This is a genomic window from Cellulomonas pakistanensis (assembly GCF_016862755.1).
Classification (GTDB): Bacteria; Actinomycetota; Actinomycetes; order Actinomycetales; family Cellulomonadaceae; genus Cellulomonas; species Cellulomonas pakistanensis.
This window is the reverse complement of record NZ_BONO01000021.1, coordinates 77,180-89,950: the sequence shown is the minus strand read 5'-3', so window position 1 is coordinate 89,950 and position 12,771 is coordinate 77,180. Positions and strand designations below refer to the sequence as shown.

Here is a 12,771-nt window from a genome sequence, read left to right as displayed (position 1 = left end):
GAACGGGCCGGTGACCTGCGGCGGGCCCGGCCGGCGGGCCGGGCCCGCGGGCCGGGCGCTCGCCGGGCGGGCGGCGACGCGCGCGCCTACGCTCGATCGGACCACCAGGAGATTCGGGAGGTCAGGCATGAAGGGCAAGCTGGCATTCGTGCTCGGCGCGGGCGTGGGCTACGTGCTCGGGACCCGCGCGGGCCGCGCGCAGTTCGAGAAGATCAAGGGCTGGGCGTCGGACGCGTGGCACGACCCGCGGGTGCAGTCGACGGTCGACGACCTGGAGTCGAAGGCCGCCGGGTTCGCGAAGGACCAGGGCGCCGCGCTCAAGGACAAGGCGGTCGACGCGGTGAAGAGCGCCGTCTCCCGCTCGTCCGACGACGCGGATGCGACGAACGCGCCGACCACGCCGGTCGCGCCGATCACCACCCCGCCGGCCGGCACGACGCCGACGACCCCCGCCACGCCGCCCGGGGCCTGAGGCCCGAGGTGCCCGTGCGGGTCCGCCCGGGGCAGGCCCGGCGTCAGCCGCCGGCCCACCCGGGCGACCGCACGGTCGCACCCGACCCGCCGCCCAGGCGCCCGCCGGTGCCGCGGTGGTGACGACCGCCGGTCAGGACGCCGCGTCGGCGCGGCCGGCCGGGGGTTCGTCCGGCAGCGCGCTCTGCACCTCGCCGACGATGCCGGCCATCGCGCGCTGCGCGGCGCCGGCGTCGCCGAGGGCCACCGCGCGCGCGACCGCCTCGTGGCCGTCGAGCGCCGACGGGACCGGGGAGGCCGGCATGAGCCCGACCGACGTCCGGCCCGACAGCACGGCCGCGACCACGTCGGCGAGGGCGCCGAACAGCTCGTTTCCGCTCGACCGGAGCAGCAGCTGGTGCATCCGGATGTCGAGCGCGAGGAACTCGTCCTCCTGCGCCTCCCCGGCCTCGCCGAGCGCCCGCATCCGCCGCGCGAGGTCGAGGATCTCGGCCCGCACCTCGGGGGAGGCGTGCCGGGCAGCGCCGGCCGCGGCGAGCGGCTCGACGGCGTGCCGGAGCTCCGTCAGCGACCGCAGCTGGGCGACGCGGCCCGGGCCCTGCAGCCGCCACGCGATGACGCGCGGGTCGAGCACGTTCCAGTGCTCCGGGCCGAGCACGACCAGGCCGACGCGGCGGCTCGAGCGCACGAGCCCCAGGCCCTCCAGCATCCGCATGACCTCGCGCGCGACGGTGCGCGAGACGTCGAACTCGGCGCCGAGCGCCTGCAGCGTGAGCACCGTGCCGGCGGGCAGCTCGCCGCCCGTGACGCGTCGGCCGATCACGTCGAGCACGGTGCTGTGGAGGACGGCGGCTGGCACGGTCCCAGGGTACGGGCCGGGCTCCGACCTGCGCGCACGCCCCGGGGTGGACAAAGGTGATACCAGTGGGCGATGCTCTGCGCATGGACATCGACGTCATGCCCGAGGACGCCGCACCCGCCACCGGCGACCACGCCGACGAGGCGCTCCCGACGCGGGAGACCGCCCGGCACGGCCGCCGGCCCGGGCCCGAGCTCATCGTCGTGATGGGCGTCGCCGGCTCCGGCAAGACCACCGTCGCGGCGCTGCTCGCCGGGAAGCTCGACGCGGCGTTCGCCGAGGGCGACGACTTCCACTCCGAGGAGAGCGTCGCGAAGATGTCCGCCGGCACCCCGCTGACCGACGAGGACCGCTGGCCGTGGCTCGGCCGGATCCGGGACTGGCTCGCCGAGCGCGCCGCGGCCGGCGAGAGCGCCGTGGTGCCGTGCAGCGCGCTGCGCCGCGCGTACCGCGACCGGATCCGCGAGGCGGGCCCCGTGCGGTTCGTGCACCTGACCGGGACGCACGAGCTGCTCTCCGGCCGCATCCAGGGCCGCGCCGGCCACTTCATGAAGCCCGAGATGCTCACCTCGCAGCTCGCGACCCTCGAGCACCTCGAGGACGACGAGGACGGGTTCAGCGTGGACATCACCGCGCGGCCGGCCGCCGTCGTGGACGACATCCTGGCGCAGCTCGGGCGCTGACCGCCCCGCGCGCGAGCTCCCGCACCACCCCGGGCACCGACCCGGGCCGCACCGTTCGCACCACCCCTCGCAGCACCCCACCGCCACACCGTCGACGGAGACACCATGACACCTGAGGACTGGGTCCAGACCCTCACCGCGGGCCCCCTGCTCGCCATCGCGGCGGGCGCCATCGCCCTCCTGCTCGTCCTGATCATCTGGCTGAAGATGCACGCGTTCGTCGCGCTCGTCCTCATCAGCCTGCTCACCGCCGTGGCCACCGGCATCCCGATCGGGTCCGTGGTCCCGGTGATGCTGTCCGGCTTCGGGTCGACGCTCGCCAGCGTGGCGCTGCTCGTGGCGCTCGGCGCGATGCTCGGGCGGCTGGTCGAGACCAGCGGCGGGGCGCAGGTGCTCGCGGACTTCCTGATCAGGAAGTTCGGCGAGAACCGGGCACCGTTCGCGCTCGGCATCGCGTCGCTCATCTTCGGGTTCCCGATCTTCTTCGACGCGGGCCTCGTCGTCATGCTCCCCATCGTGTTCGCCGTCGCGCGCCGCCTGGGCGGGTCGCTGCTGCTCTACGGGCTGCCGGTCGCCGGTGCGTTCTCGGTCATGCACATCTACGTGCCCCCGCACCCCGGCCCGGTGGCGGCCACCGAGCTGCTCGGCGCCAACATCGCGACGGTCCTGGCGATCGGCTTCGTCGTCGCGATCCCGACCTGGTTCGTCACCGCGTACCTGTTCGGTCTGTTCACCGGCCGCCGCATCAACCTGCCGATCCCGGCGATCCTGGGCGAGGCCGACGAGGAGGCCAAGGCGAACCCGCCCGCCTTCGGCACCGTGGTCGCGCTGCTGCTGCTGCCGCTCGTCCTCATCTTCGCCAACACCGGGCTCGACGCGCTGCGCGCTGCCGGCACCGTCGACGGCGACGCGCCGTGGGTGCAGGCGGTCCGGGCGCTCGGCCAGACCCCGGTCGCGCTGCTCGTCACCGTCCTGGTGGCGACGTACGTGCTCGGCCGCCGGCGCGGCACCTCCGGCTCGATGGTGGAGAAGATCCTCGACTCCGCCCTCGGCCCGGTGTCGTCCGTCATCCTCATCACCGGCGCCGGCGGCATGTTCGGCGGCGTGCTCCGCGCCTCGGGCATCGGCGACGCGCTCGCCGACGTGCTCGGCGACCTCGGCATCCCGGTGATCGTGGCCGGCTTCCTCATCGCCGCGATCCTGCGCGTCGCGCAGGGCTCGGCCACGGTCGCGCTGACCACGGCCGCGGGCCTGATCGCCCCGGCGGTCGCGGCGGGCGGCTACAGCCCGATCGAGCTCGCCACGATGGTCGTCGCCGTGGCGGCCGGCTCGGTGGTGCTGAGCCACGTCAACGACTCCGGCTTCTGGCTGGTCGGCCGGTTCTTCGACATGGACGTGAAGACGACGTTCAAGACCTGGACCGTCATGGAGACGATGATCGGCGTGATGGGCTTCGCGATCGCGGCGCTGATCTTCGTGATCGTCTAGCGGCCGTCGGCCGTCGCCGAGACCCACTGATCCGGCCGACCCCCACGCCCGCGGGTGGGGGCCTCGACCGGATCAGTGGGTCTCGGCGTTCCCGGCGTCAGGGGCGCGGGACGTTGCGGAGGTTCGAGCGGGCCATCGCCATGACCTCGCCCATGCCGCCGCCGAGGATCTCCTTGCTCATCGCCGCGGTGAACCCGCCGACCTGCTGGCGCGTGATCTTGGGCGGGATCGACAGCGCGCGCGGGTCGGTCACCAGGTCGACCAGCGCGGGGCCGTCGTGCGCGAACGCCTGCCGCAGCGCCGACCGGATCTGGGTCGGGTCCTCGACCCGCACCGACGGGATGCCCAGGGCGGCGCCGACCGCGGCGTAGTCGATCGGCGGCGAGTCCGTGCCGTGGCTCGGCAGGCCGTCGACCAGCATCTCCAGGCGCACCATGCCGAGCGACGCGTTGTCGAACAGGATGATCTTCACCGGCAGGTCGTACTGCACGAGCGTGATGAGCTCCCCGAGCAGCATGGACAGGCCGCCGTCGCCGGCGATCGCCACGACGTGCTTCTGCTCGGCCCCGGAGTCCCGGGCCGCCAGCGCCGCGCCGATCGCGTGCGGGACCGCGTTGGCCATCGACCCGTGCAGGAAGGAGCCGATGACCCGGCGGCGGCCGTTCGGGGTGAGGTAGCGCGCCGACCACACGTTGCCCATGCCGGTGTCCACGGTGAACACGGCGTCGTCGGCCGCCTCCTCGTCCAGCAGGACGGCCGCGTACTCCGGGTGGATGGGGAGGTGGTGCTCGACGTCCTTGGTGTACGCGCCGACGATCCCGCCCATCGCCTTCTCGTGCTTCTTGAGCATCTGGTCGAGGAACCGGCGGGACTTCTTGCGCTCCACCAGCGGCAGCAGCGCGCGCACGGTCTCGCCGACGTCGCCGACGACGGCCACGTCGTTGCGGGTGCGGCGGCCGAGCCGGGTGGGCTCGACGTCGACCTGCGCCGTGCGGACGTCGGCCGGCAGGAACTGGTCGTACGGGAAGTCGGTGCCGAGCAGGATCAGCAGGTCGGCCTCGTCCAGCGCGGCCTGGAGCGCGCCGTAGCCGAGCAGGCCCGTCATCCCGACGTCGAACGGGTTGTCGTACTGGATGTGCTCCTTGCCGCGCAGGCTGTGCCCCACGGGCGCCGAGATCCGCTCCGCGAGCGCGAGGACGTCGTCGCGCGCGCCGCGGACACCCGCCCCCGCCAGGATCGTGACCTTCTTGGCGTCGTCGATCGCGGCGGCCAGGGCGGCGACGTCGGCCTCCGCCGGGACCACGCGCGGCGCGCGCGGCCGGACCAGGGTGTCGGGTCCCGGTGCCGGGGCCTCGAGGTCGGCGACGTCGCCGGGCAGCGTGAGGACCGCGACCCCGGGGGCGCCGTAGGCGTGGTGGATGGCGCTGCGGATGACCCGCGGCGCCTGCGCGGCGGACGAGATCATCTCCGAGTACACCGAGCACTCGACGAACAGCCGGTCCGGGTGCGTCTCCTGGAAGTACTGCGTGCCGATCTGCGCGCTCGGGATGTGCGACGCGATCGCGAGCACCGGCACGCGACTGCGGTTCGCGTCGTACAGGCCGTTGATCAGGTGCAGGTTGCCCGGGCCGCAGGATCCCGCGCACACGGCGAGCCGGCCCGTGATCTCGGCCTCGGCCGCCGCGGCGAACGCCGCCGCCTCCTCGTGCCGGACGTGGACCCACTGGATGTTCTCGCCGGCCGCCGCCGCTCGCCGGACGGCGTCCACCACCGGGTTCAGGCTGTCCCCGACGATGCCGTAGATGTGGGTCGCACCCGCCGCCACCACCTGGGCGACGAGCTGGTCGGCCACCGTGCTGCTGCGTGCCACGGGCTCGCTCCTGTCGTAGTCGTGTGGGAGCCATATTCATCCCATGACTTCGCGAACCGCCAGCGGGGACGGCGTCTCGTCGGTCACGGACGCCCTCCACCCTGTCGCGGACGCGGCGCGTCGGCACCTCGGGGCGAGGTGGCGAGGGCCACCGGCTCCCGGGGCGCGGGAGGTCAGCGCCGCGCGTCCCCCCGCGGCGCGGCGCCGTCCTCGGCGGCGGCCAGGCCGTCCGCCTCGGCGTCCGCGTCCCCGAGCCGCGTGGTCGCGGCGGCCGCGTCCGTGCCCGGCGCCGGGACGGCCGCCGCCGTCCCGGCGCGCAGGGTCCGCAACGAGCACAGGACCGCGACGACCGCGAGCACCGCCGCGGCCACCACGACGAGGTACCCGCCGTGCGAGCCCTGCCGGTCGATCAGCAGGCCCGCGACCCACGAGCCGATGGAGACGCCGACGCCGAGCGAGGTGCCGACCCAGGTCAGCCCCTCGGTGAGCCGCTCCCGCGGCACCAGCTCCTGCACCAGCGCGTTGCCGTTGATGAGGGTCGGTGCGATCGCGAACCCGGCGACGAACATGACGACCGCGAGCATCGCCATCGAGTCGACGAGCACGAACAGGGAGGCGCCCAGCGCCAGCGCCACCATGCCGATCGCGAACCGGCGCCACAGCGGCGACGCCCAGTGCCTGGCGCCGTACAGCAGGCCGGAGATGAGGGACCCGCACGCGAACACCGCGAGGATCACGCCCGCCAGGCCGGCCCGCCCGGCCTCCTCGGCGAACGCGACCGTGCTCACGTCGGTGGCGCCGAAGATCGCGCCCATCGCGACGAACACGACGGCCAGCACGACCATCCCCCAGGACCGCATGACCGAGCGGCGGCGCACGGGCGTCCCGTCGGGCGCCGTCAGCTCCTCGCGCGGGTGCGGCGGGGGCTGGGTCCGGCGCTGCGCGAGGAACCAGAACCCGCCGAGCAGCATGCCGACGACCGGCACCACGAGGCCGGCCGCCGGCGCCACCGCCGTGGCGAGCGTCGTGGCGAGGATCGGGCCGACGACGAACACCAGCTCGTCGAGGGCCGACTCGAGCGAGTAGGCCGTGTGCAGCGCACGCGGGTCGGCGACGACGTGCGACCAGCGGGCGCGGACCAGGGCGCCGAAGGACCCGACGGTGGCGCCGACCAGGACCGCCGTGGCGTACAGCGACCACACCGGGGCGCCCGCCAGGGCGCACGCGATCAGCGCCACCAGCGCCGACGCGGAGACGGTCACGGCGGGCCGCATCACGCGCGCCTGCCCGTGCAGGTCCACCAGGCGCGAGAGCTGCGGCGAGCACACCGCCTGGGCGAGGACGTAGGCGGCGGAGACGCTGCCCGCGAGGCCGTACGAGTCGTACAGCGCCTCGATCATCAGCACGATCCCGATGCCGACCATGGACATCGGGAGCCGGGCGATCACGCCGGCGGAGGAGAACGCCAGCGCCCCGGGACGGGACAGGACGTCGCGGTAGGGCCCCAGCACGCCGCCAGTCTGGCACCCGCCGCCGACACCGCGCTCGCACATATCGGTCGGTGGACCGGATACTCGGGGGCATGACGACGCACGTGTCCGACCGGGCCGACGAGCAGCGGTTCGAGATCGCCGACGACGACGGCACCGTCCTCGGGGTCGCGGAGTACCAGCGGCGGGACGGGGTGGTGGTGTTCACGCACACCGAGGTCGACCCGCGGCAGGAGGGCCACGGCATCGGCTCGACCCTCGTGCGCGAGGCGCTCGACGCCGTGCGCGCGGCGGGCGACCGCATCGAGCCGCGCTGCCCCTTCGTCCGCGCGTTCGTGGCGGACCACCCGGAGTACGCCGACCTGGTGGCCGACCCGACCCGCTGAGGGGGTCAGCCCCGGAGCAGGGCGCCCACCGGGATGTCGTCGAGATCCCGGAGCAGCGCCGCCGCGTCCTCGACCACGACGGCCGCCCCGGCGTCCCGGAGCTCCGCCTCGGACGTCCCGCCGGAGAGCACGCCGACGCAGGTGACGCCCGCCCGGGCCGCGGCCTCGACGTCCCACACCGAGTCGCCGACGAACACGGCCCGGTCCGCGGGCACCCCGGCGAGCTCGAGCGCCGCGTGCACCAGGTCGGGCTCCGGCTTGGCCTCGTCGACGTCCGCCGCGCCGGTGATCTGCACCAGGTCGTCGACGTCCAGCACCGCGCGCAGCGTCTCGACCTCCTCCGGCGCCGCGGACGTCGACAGCACGACCCGCGCGCCGCGGTCGGCCAGCGCCCGCACCAGGTCCCGCGCGCCGTCGAACGGGCGGAGCAGGCCGGCCAGCTCGCCGTAGCGCGCGGTGTGGGCCTCCTTCACCTCGTCGCCGAGCCGGTCGGCGTCGTCGCCCAGCAGCTCGGCGAGCAGCCGGCCCGAGCCCATGCCGATCCGCCGGTGCACCCGCCAGGCGTCGACCGGGTGGCCGGCCTCGTCGAACGCCCGGACCCAGGCGTGCACGTGCAGGAAGTTCGAGTCGACGAGCGTCCCGTCGATGTCGAGCAGGACGGCGGTCGGGGCGTCGGGGGCGGTCATGCCTCCGGTCTAGCGGCTGGTGACCGGGCCCGCGACCGGGGACGCGGACGGGCGGACGGCGTGGGTGCCGGTTAGCGTGCGGCGGTGCCCCGCAGCCCCGACCGCCCGCGCCCCGACGACCCGACCGCGCCGCCCGCGTGGGCGACCGGCTCGGCCGTCGTCGCGCCGGTGACGATGATCGGCGGCTGGCTGCTGGCGGAGGCGCTCGCCCCCGGCTTCGACCCGATGCGCCGCACGATCAGCGAGCTCGCGACCGCCGACGTCCCGCACCCCGGCGTGATGACCGCGGCGCTCCTGGCCACCGGCGCGGCGCACGTGGTGACGGCGGCGGGTCTGCGGGGCGTGCCGCGGGCGGGCCGGCTGGTGCTGGCGCTCGGCGGCGTCGCGACCGCCGCGGTGGGGCTGCTGCCGCTCGACCGGGTGCCCGGCGCGCACGGCGTGGCGGCCGCGGTGGCGTTCGGGGCACTGGCGCTCTGGCCCGCGGCGTCCGCGCGCCGCTCGGGGCCGGCTCCGCTGCGCCCGGCGCTCGCGGTGCCCGCCTCGCTGGTGCTGCTCGGCCTGCTGGCCTGGTTCGTGGCCGCGGCGGGCGGGCCGGTCGAGGGCCTCGCCGAGCGCGCCGTGGCCGGCGCGGAGTCGCTGGCGCCGCTGGCGCTGGTGCTCGCGCTCCGGGTCGTCGCGGCGAGGTCGTCAGAACGGGCCGAGGTCGTCACTCAGGAGTGACGACCTCGCGCGGATGTGACGACCTCGCGCGGATGTGACGACCTCACGGGGTCCAGGTCGTCGCTCCGCCGCGCCGGGTCGTCACGAGGCCCGGCGCGACGGGCGGTATCAGGGGTTGAGGTAGGAACCGGGGTCCTGGTCGGACGGGCTGGCATCCGGCATCGACCGGGCCACCTCCTCGTCGGACACCTCGTCGTCGCGGACCTCGTCCACGTCGGGCTCGGTCAGGGCGTCGGGGGAGTCCTCGGGGAACGGCGTGACGTCCTCGCTCATCGCGTGCTCCTTCGCTGTGCGGCTGGGCGTTCCACGCTAGGCGCGCGACGGCCCGCCCGCGCGGCGAGGCGTGGGCGGGCCGTCGTCGAGGTCAGGCGCCGAGGGCGTCCGAGACCACGTCCTTCGCCGCCTCCTGCACCTGCGCCAGGTGCTCCGGGCTGACGAACGACTCGGCGTAGATCTTGTACACGTTCTCGGTGCCGGACGGGCGGGCCGCGAACCAGGCGTTCTCCGTCGTGACCTTGAGGCCGCCGATCGCCGCGTCGTTGCCCGGCGCGGACGTCAGCTTCGCGGTGATCTCCTCACCGGCGAGCGTGGTCGCGGTGACCTGCTCCGGCGACAGCTTCCCGAGCGTGGCCTTCTGCTCGAGCGTCGCGGGCGCGTCGACCCGGGCGTACCAGGACTCGCCGAACCCGGCGACCAGGTCCGCGTGGTGCTGGGACGGCGTCCTGCCGGTCGTCGCGAGGATCTCCGAGGCGAGCAGCGCCAGGATGATCCCGTCCTTGTCGGTGGTCCAGACGGTGCCGTCCTTGCGGAGGAACGACGCGCCCGCGGACTCCTCGCCGCCGAAGCCGACCGAGCCGTCGAGCAGGCCGGGGACGAACCACTTGAACCCGACCGGCACCTCCAGCAGGCGGCGGCCGAGGCTGCCCGCGACCCGGTCGATCAGCGAGGACGACACCAGGGTCTTGCCGATCGCGGCGTCGGCCGGCCAGCCCGGTCGGGCGCCCGCGTACAGGTAGCCGATCGCCACCGCGAGGTAGTGGTTCGGGTTCATCAGGCCGGCGTCCGGCGTGACGATGCCGTGCCGGTCCGAGTCCGCGTCGTTGCCGGTCGCGATGTCGAACGGCGAGTCGCCCTGCATCGCGTTCACCAGCGACGCCATCGCCGACGGGGACGAGCAGTCCATCCGGATCTTGCCGTCCCAGTCGAGCGTCATGAACGACCAGCGCGGGTCGACCTTCGGGTTCACGACGGTGAGGTCGAGCCCGTAGCGCTCGGCGATGGCGCCCCAGTACTCGACGGAGGCGCCGCCGAGCGGGTCGGCGCCGATCCGCACGCCGGCCGACCGGATCGCGTCCAGGTCGAGCACGTGCGACAGGTCGTCGACGTACGCGCCGAGGAAGTCGTGCTTGCGGGTGGTGTCCGCGGCCAGTGCGGCGTCCACCCCCACGCGCGGCACCCGGTCGACGCCGCCCGCCAGCAGCTCGTTGGCGCGGTCGGCGATCCACGACGTGGCGTCGGACCCGGCGGGGCCGCCGTGCGGCGGGTTGTACTTGAAGCCGCCGTCGCGGGGCGGGTTGTGCGAGGGGGTGACGACGATGCCGTCGGCGAGGCCGGGGCCGGAGGCGCGCACGCCCTCGGAGGTCGCCGCGCCGTTGTGCAGCAGGATCGCGTGCGACACGGCGGGGGTCGGGGTCCAGGAGTCGCGGGCGTCCACGCGCACCTCGACGCCGGCGGCGGCCAGCACCTCGAGCGCGGTCCGCCACGCGGGCTCGGACAGGCCGTGGGTGTCCCGCCCGATGAACAGGGGCCCGTCGGTGCCCTGGTTCCGGCGGTACTCCACGATCGCGGCGGTGATCGCGACGATGTGCGCCTCGTTGAAGGCGCCGTCGAGGCTGGAGCCGCGGTGGCCGCTGGTGCCGAACACCACGCGCTGCGCGGGGTCCTCCAGGTCGGGGCGGCGGTCGTAGTAGGCGGCGAGCATCGCGTCGACGTCGACCAGGTCGGACGGCTGGGCAGGGGTTCCGGCGCGCGGGTCCATGGCCCGATCCTGCCACCGACCGCCGCCGCGCGGGCGGTGGACCGGCGGGCTGTGCAGGACGTCACGGGGACGCACGGCCCCGACGGCGGCCGGTAGCCTGGGGCGCATGGCCACTTCCTCCGTCGACTTCGTGCTGCGCCCCTTCGAGGGCCTCCCCGGCGAGCCCGACTGGGTCGCCCTGCGCGAGCTCGTGCCCGCCGCCACCGCGACCGCCCGCACGAACGCCGAGCACGGCGCCCGCGACGTCACGGTGACCACCGTGCTCCCCGACGGCTGGGCGGCGCTGCACCGCGCCGACGGCGTCGTGCTGCTCGCCCTGCAGGTGGTCGGCGGCTCCGGCGACGCCAGCCGCGACCTCGCCGCCGCGCTGCTCGAGGCGCTCGACTCCGAGCCCGGCACCGCGGTGCAGAACCTCGGCCTGGCCGGCCCCGGCCCGCGCCTGCAGGACGTGCTCGACACGACCGTCCCGTTCGAGGTCACGGTCGAGGAGAGCTTCTCCTACTGGATCACCCCGGACACCGAGATGACCCCGGAGCTCAAGGCCGCCGTCGAGGAGGCCGACGCGGGCGTCGTCGACACGAAGAAGCTCGCGGCGGTCGACGCCGCGTACTGGGTCCGCATGGGCGCCCGGGAGTACCTGCGCTGGGCGCAGCCGCACGACGAGCAGCAGGTCATCGACGGCCTCGCCCGGCTGCACGGACGTCGCGAGTCCGGCTTCGACGGCGCGAAGTTCATCGGCTACTTCCGGTCCAACGGCCTGGTCGTCCCCGTGTGGGAGCTGGCGCGCGGTTCCGAGGCCGAGGACGTCGAGGGCGCCGTCGCCGCGTTCGCGCCGACGTTCGCCGCCGCCCTCGCCGACACCGAGCCGCTCGACGCGAACGCCCGCCGCGCCCGCGCCGGCATCGTGGCCCGGCAGGTCACGCTGCGCTGACGCCGCCGCACCCCGTCCGCAGGCCGCCCCGCGGGACCCCACCCGGTCCGGCACGGGGCGGCCTGCGTCGTCCGGGGCCGTCCTCGGCCGGCGCGCAGGCGGAGGCGCTGGTGACGGCGTCGCGGTGCGCGTGTGACCGTCGTGTGCAGCGTCCGCGTGTCCGGGGGCGGACGGCGCGCGCGGACCAGCCGGATCGATAGGCTGACCCGCGTGACGGGCGAGGCGGAGGACAGGACCGAGGAGCGATCGGTCGCCGACCGCCCTGCCCGGGCGGAGGACACCGCCCCGGCGGACCCCGCGCCGGCCGACCCGGCGCCCGCCCCGCAGGCCGCGCCGCGCAAGCCCCGGCGGCACCAGCCGCAGCAGCCCGCGCCGCTCGACGCCCCGGCGACCTCCGCCCGCGCCGGCCGGTCGCGGCAGCGCGTCGCCGTCGTCATCCCCGCCAAGGACGAGTCCCGGCGGATCGCCGCCACCGTCCGGTCCGCGCGGGCGATCCCGCACGTCGACCTGGTCCTGGTCGTCGACGACGGCTCCGAGGACAACACCCAGCACGTCGCGCGCGAGGCCGGCGCCGTCGTCGTGCGGCACTCGCACAACCGCGGCAAGGCGGCCGCGATGGAGACCGGCGCCGCCGTCGTCGCCATGCGCGACGCCCCGGACCGCCCGCCGCGCCTGCTGCTGTTCATCGACGGCGACCTCGGCGACACCGCCGTGAACACCGCGCCGCTCGTCCCGCCGGTGCTCGAGGGCACCGCGGACGTGTCGATCGCGCTGCTGCCGCCGCAGCCCGGCGCGGGCGGCCGCGGCATCGTCGTCGGCGCGGCGCGCCGCGCGATCCAGTCGCTCACCGGCTGGACGCCGACCCAGCCGCTGTCCGGCATGCGCTGCCTCACCCGCGAGGCGTTCGAGGCCGCCACGCCGCTCGCCCGCGGCTGGGGCGTCGAGACCGGCATGACGATCGACCTGCTCCGCAAGGGGTTCGTCGCCGTCGAGGTGCCGTGCGAGCTGCGGCACCGGCCGTCGGGCAGCGACCTGCGCGGCCAGATGCACCGGGCGGCGCAGTACCGCGACGTGCAGTTCGCGGTGGCCGCGCGCCGGCTCCGCTCGATCGGGGCGGCGCCGCGCAAGAAGGGCTGACCGGCCCTGCCG

At 75.5% G+C, this 12,771-nt stretch carries 13 protein-coding genes; 7 read left to right on the top strand and 6 right to left on the bottom strand.

Features of this window, described 5'->3' with window-relative positions; all coding sequences use genetic code 11:
• Window positions 1-127 precede the first annotated feature (127 nt).
• Window positions 128-472: a YtxH domain-containing protein gene (locus Cpa01nite_RS13830; RefSeq protein WP_239068781.1), complete on the top strand. Its 345-nt coding sequence runs from the start codon at window positions 128-130 to the stop codon at window positions 470-472.
• 132 nt (window positions 473-604) lie between these two features.
• Here the strand turns inward: Cpa01nite_RS13830 and Cpa01nite_RS13825 are convergent, their stop codons facing one another.
• On the bottom strand, window positions 605-1,330 hold the full coding sequence (locus Cpa01nite_RS13825; RefSeq protein ID WP_203669320.1) for a FadR/GntR family transcriptional regulator: 726 nt from the start codon (window positions 1,328-1,330) through the stop codon (window positions 605-607).
• Window positions 1,331-1,413: 83 nt separating this feature from the next.
• Here Cpa01nite_RS13825 and Cpa01nite_RS13820 point away from each other — a divergent pair, with 83 nt between their 5' ends.
• Together Cpa01nite_RS13820 and Cpa01nite_RS13815 are read left to right on the top strand one after the other, a co-directional pair.
• Entirely contained in the window at window positions 1,414-2,013 is a 600-nt protein-coding gene (locus Cpa01nite_RS13820; RefSeq protein WP_308439388.1) for a gluconokinase, read from the top strand.
• 105 nt (window positions 2,014-2,118) lie between these two features.
• On the top strand, window positions 2,119-3,501 hold the full coding sequence (locus Cpa01nite_RS13815) for a GntP family permease (RefSeq protein ID WP_203669319.1): 1,383 nt from the start codon (window positions 2,119-2,121) through the stop codon (window positions 3,499-3,501).
• Window positions 3,502-3,598: 97 nt separating this feature from the next.
• On the opposite strand, the gene Cpa01nite_RS13810 is transcribed toward Cpa01nite_RS13815, so the two are convergent.
• Complete coding sequence (locus tag Cpa01nite_RS13810; protein ID WP_203669318.1) at window positions 3,599-5,371, bottom strand: pyruvate dehydrogenase; 1,773 nt, start codon at window positions 5,369-5,371, stop codon at window positions 3,599-3,601.
• A gap of 173 nt (window positions 5,372-5,544) precedes the next feature.
• Window positions 5,545-6,882, bottom strand: a complete 1,338-nt coding sequence (locus tag Cpa01nite_RS13805; RefSeq protein WP_203669317.1) for an MFS transporter — start codon at window positions 6,880-6,882, stop codon at window positions 5,545-5,547.
• A gap of 71 nt (window positions 6,883-6,953) precedes the next feature.
• On the opposite strand from Cpa01nite_RS13805, the gene Cpa01nite_RS13800 reads away from it, so the two are divergent.
• Window positions 6,954-7,247 (top strand): GNAT family N-acetyltransferase, encoded by a 294-nt coding sequence (locus Cpa01nite_RS13800; protein ID WP_203669316.1) that lies wholly within the window; start codon window positions 6,954-6,956, stop codon window positions 7,245-7,247.
• Between the two features lie 5 nt (window positions 7,248-7,252).
• On the opposite strand, the gene Cpa01nite_RS13795 is transcribed toward Cpa01nite_RS13800, so the two are convergent.
• Window positions 7,253-7,933 (bottom strand): HAD family hydrolase, encoded by a 681-nt coding sequence (locus tag Cpa01nite_RS13795; protein ID WP_203669315.1) that lies wholly within the window; start codon window positions 7,931-7,933, stop codon window positions 7,253-7,255.
• An 84-nt stretch (window positions 7,934-8,017) separates the two neighbouring features.
• On the opposite strand from Cpa01nite_RS13795, the gene Cpa01nite_RS13790 reads away from it, so the two are divergent.
• Entirely contained in the window at window positions 8,018-8,653 is a 636-nt protein-coding gene (locus tag Cpa01nite_RS13790) for a DUF998 domain-containing protein (RefSeq protein ID WP_239068780.1), read from the top strand.
• A 108-nt stretch (window positions 8,654-8,761) separates the two neighbouring features.
• Here the strand turns inward: Cpa01nite_RS13790 and Cpa01nite_RS13785 are convergent, their stop codons facing one another.
• Window positions 8,762-8,926, bottom strand: a complete 165-nt coding sequence (locus Cpa01nite_RS13785; RefSeq protein WP_203669314.1) for a hypothetical protein — start codon at window positions 8,924-8,926, stop codon at window positions 8,762-8,764.
• 91 nt (window positions 8,927-9,017) lie between these two features.
• Window positions 9,018-10,691 carry a phosphoglucomutase (alpha-D-glucose-1,6-bisphosphate-dependent) gene (pgm, locus tag Cpa01nite_RS13780; RefSeq protein WP_203669313.1) on the bottom strand — a complete coding sequence of 558 codons (1,674 nt, stop codon included), beginning with the start codon at window positions 10,689-10,691 and terminating at the stop codon, window positions 9,018-9,020.
• Between the two features lie 106 nt (window positions 10,692-10,797).
• Between pgm and Cpa01nite_RS13775 the strand changes: the two genes are divergently transcribed.
• A complete protein-coding gene (locus Cpa01nite_RS13775; RefSeq protein ID WP_203669312.1) occupies window positions 10,798-11,622 on the top strand; it encodes a DUF5926 family protein in 825 nt (274 codons plus the stop codon).
• 435 nt (window positions 11,623-12,057) lie between these two features.
• Window positions 12,058-12,759: a glycosyltransferase family 2 protein gene (locus tag Cpa01nite_RS13770; RefSeq protein ID WP_203669339.1), complete on the top strand. Its 702-nt coding sequence runs from the start codon at window positions 12,058-12,060 to the stop codon at window positions 12,757-12,759.
• Window positions 12,760-12,771: the final 12 nt, after the last annotated feature.

Bases quoted from the DNA above. Each gene is read 5' to 3' on its own strand.
- Cpa01nite_RS13830 (WP_239068781.1), top strand. From the start codon at position 128: ATGAAGGGCAAGCTGGCATTCGTGCTCGGCGCGGGCGTGGGCTACGTG.
- Cpa01nite_RS13820 (WP_308439388.1), top strand. From the start codon at position 1,414: ATGGACATCGACGTCATGCCCGAGGACGCCGCACCCGCCACCGGCGAC.
- Cpa01nite_RS13815 (WP_203669319.1), top strand. From the start codon at position 2,119: ATGACACCTGAGGACTGGGTCCAGACCCTCACCGCGGGCCCCCTGCTC.
- Cpa01nite_RS13800 (WP_203669316.1), top strand. From the start codon at position 6,954: ATGACGACGCACGTGTCCGACCGGGCCGACGAGCAGCGGTTCGAGATC.
- Cpa01nite_RS13795 (WP_203669315.1), bottom strand. From the start codon at position 7,933: ATGACCGCCCCCGACGCCCCGACCGCCGTCCTGCTCGACATCGACGGG.
- Cpa01nite_RS13785 (WP_203669314.1), bottom strand. From the start codon at position 8,926: ATGAGCGAGGACGTCACGCCGTTCCCCGAGGACTCCCCCGACGCCCTG.
- pgm (WP_203669313.1), bottom strand. From the start codon at position 10,691: ATGGACCCGCGCGCCGGAACCCCTGCCCAGCCGTCCGACCTGGTCGAC.
- Cpa01nite_RS13775 (WP_203669312.1), top strand. From the start codon at position 10,798: ATGGCCACTTCCTCCGTCGACTTCGTGCTGCGCCCCTTCGAGGGCCTC.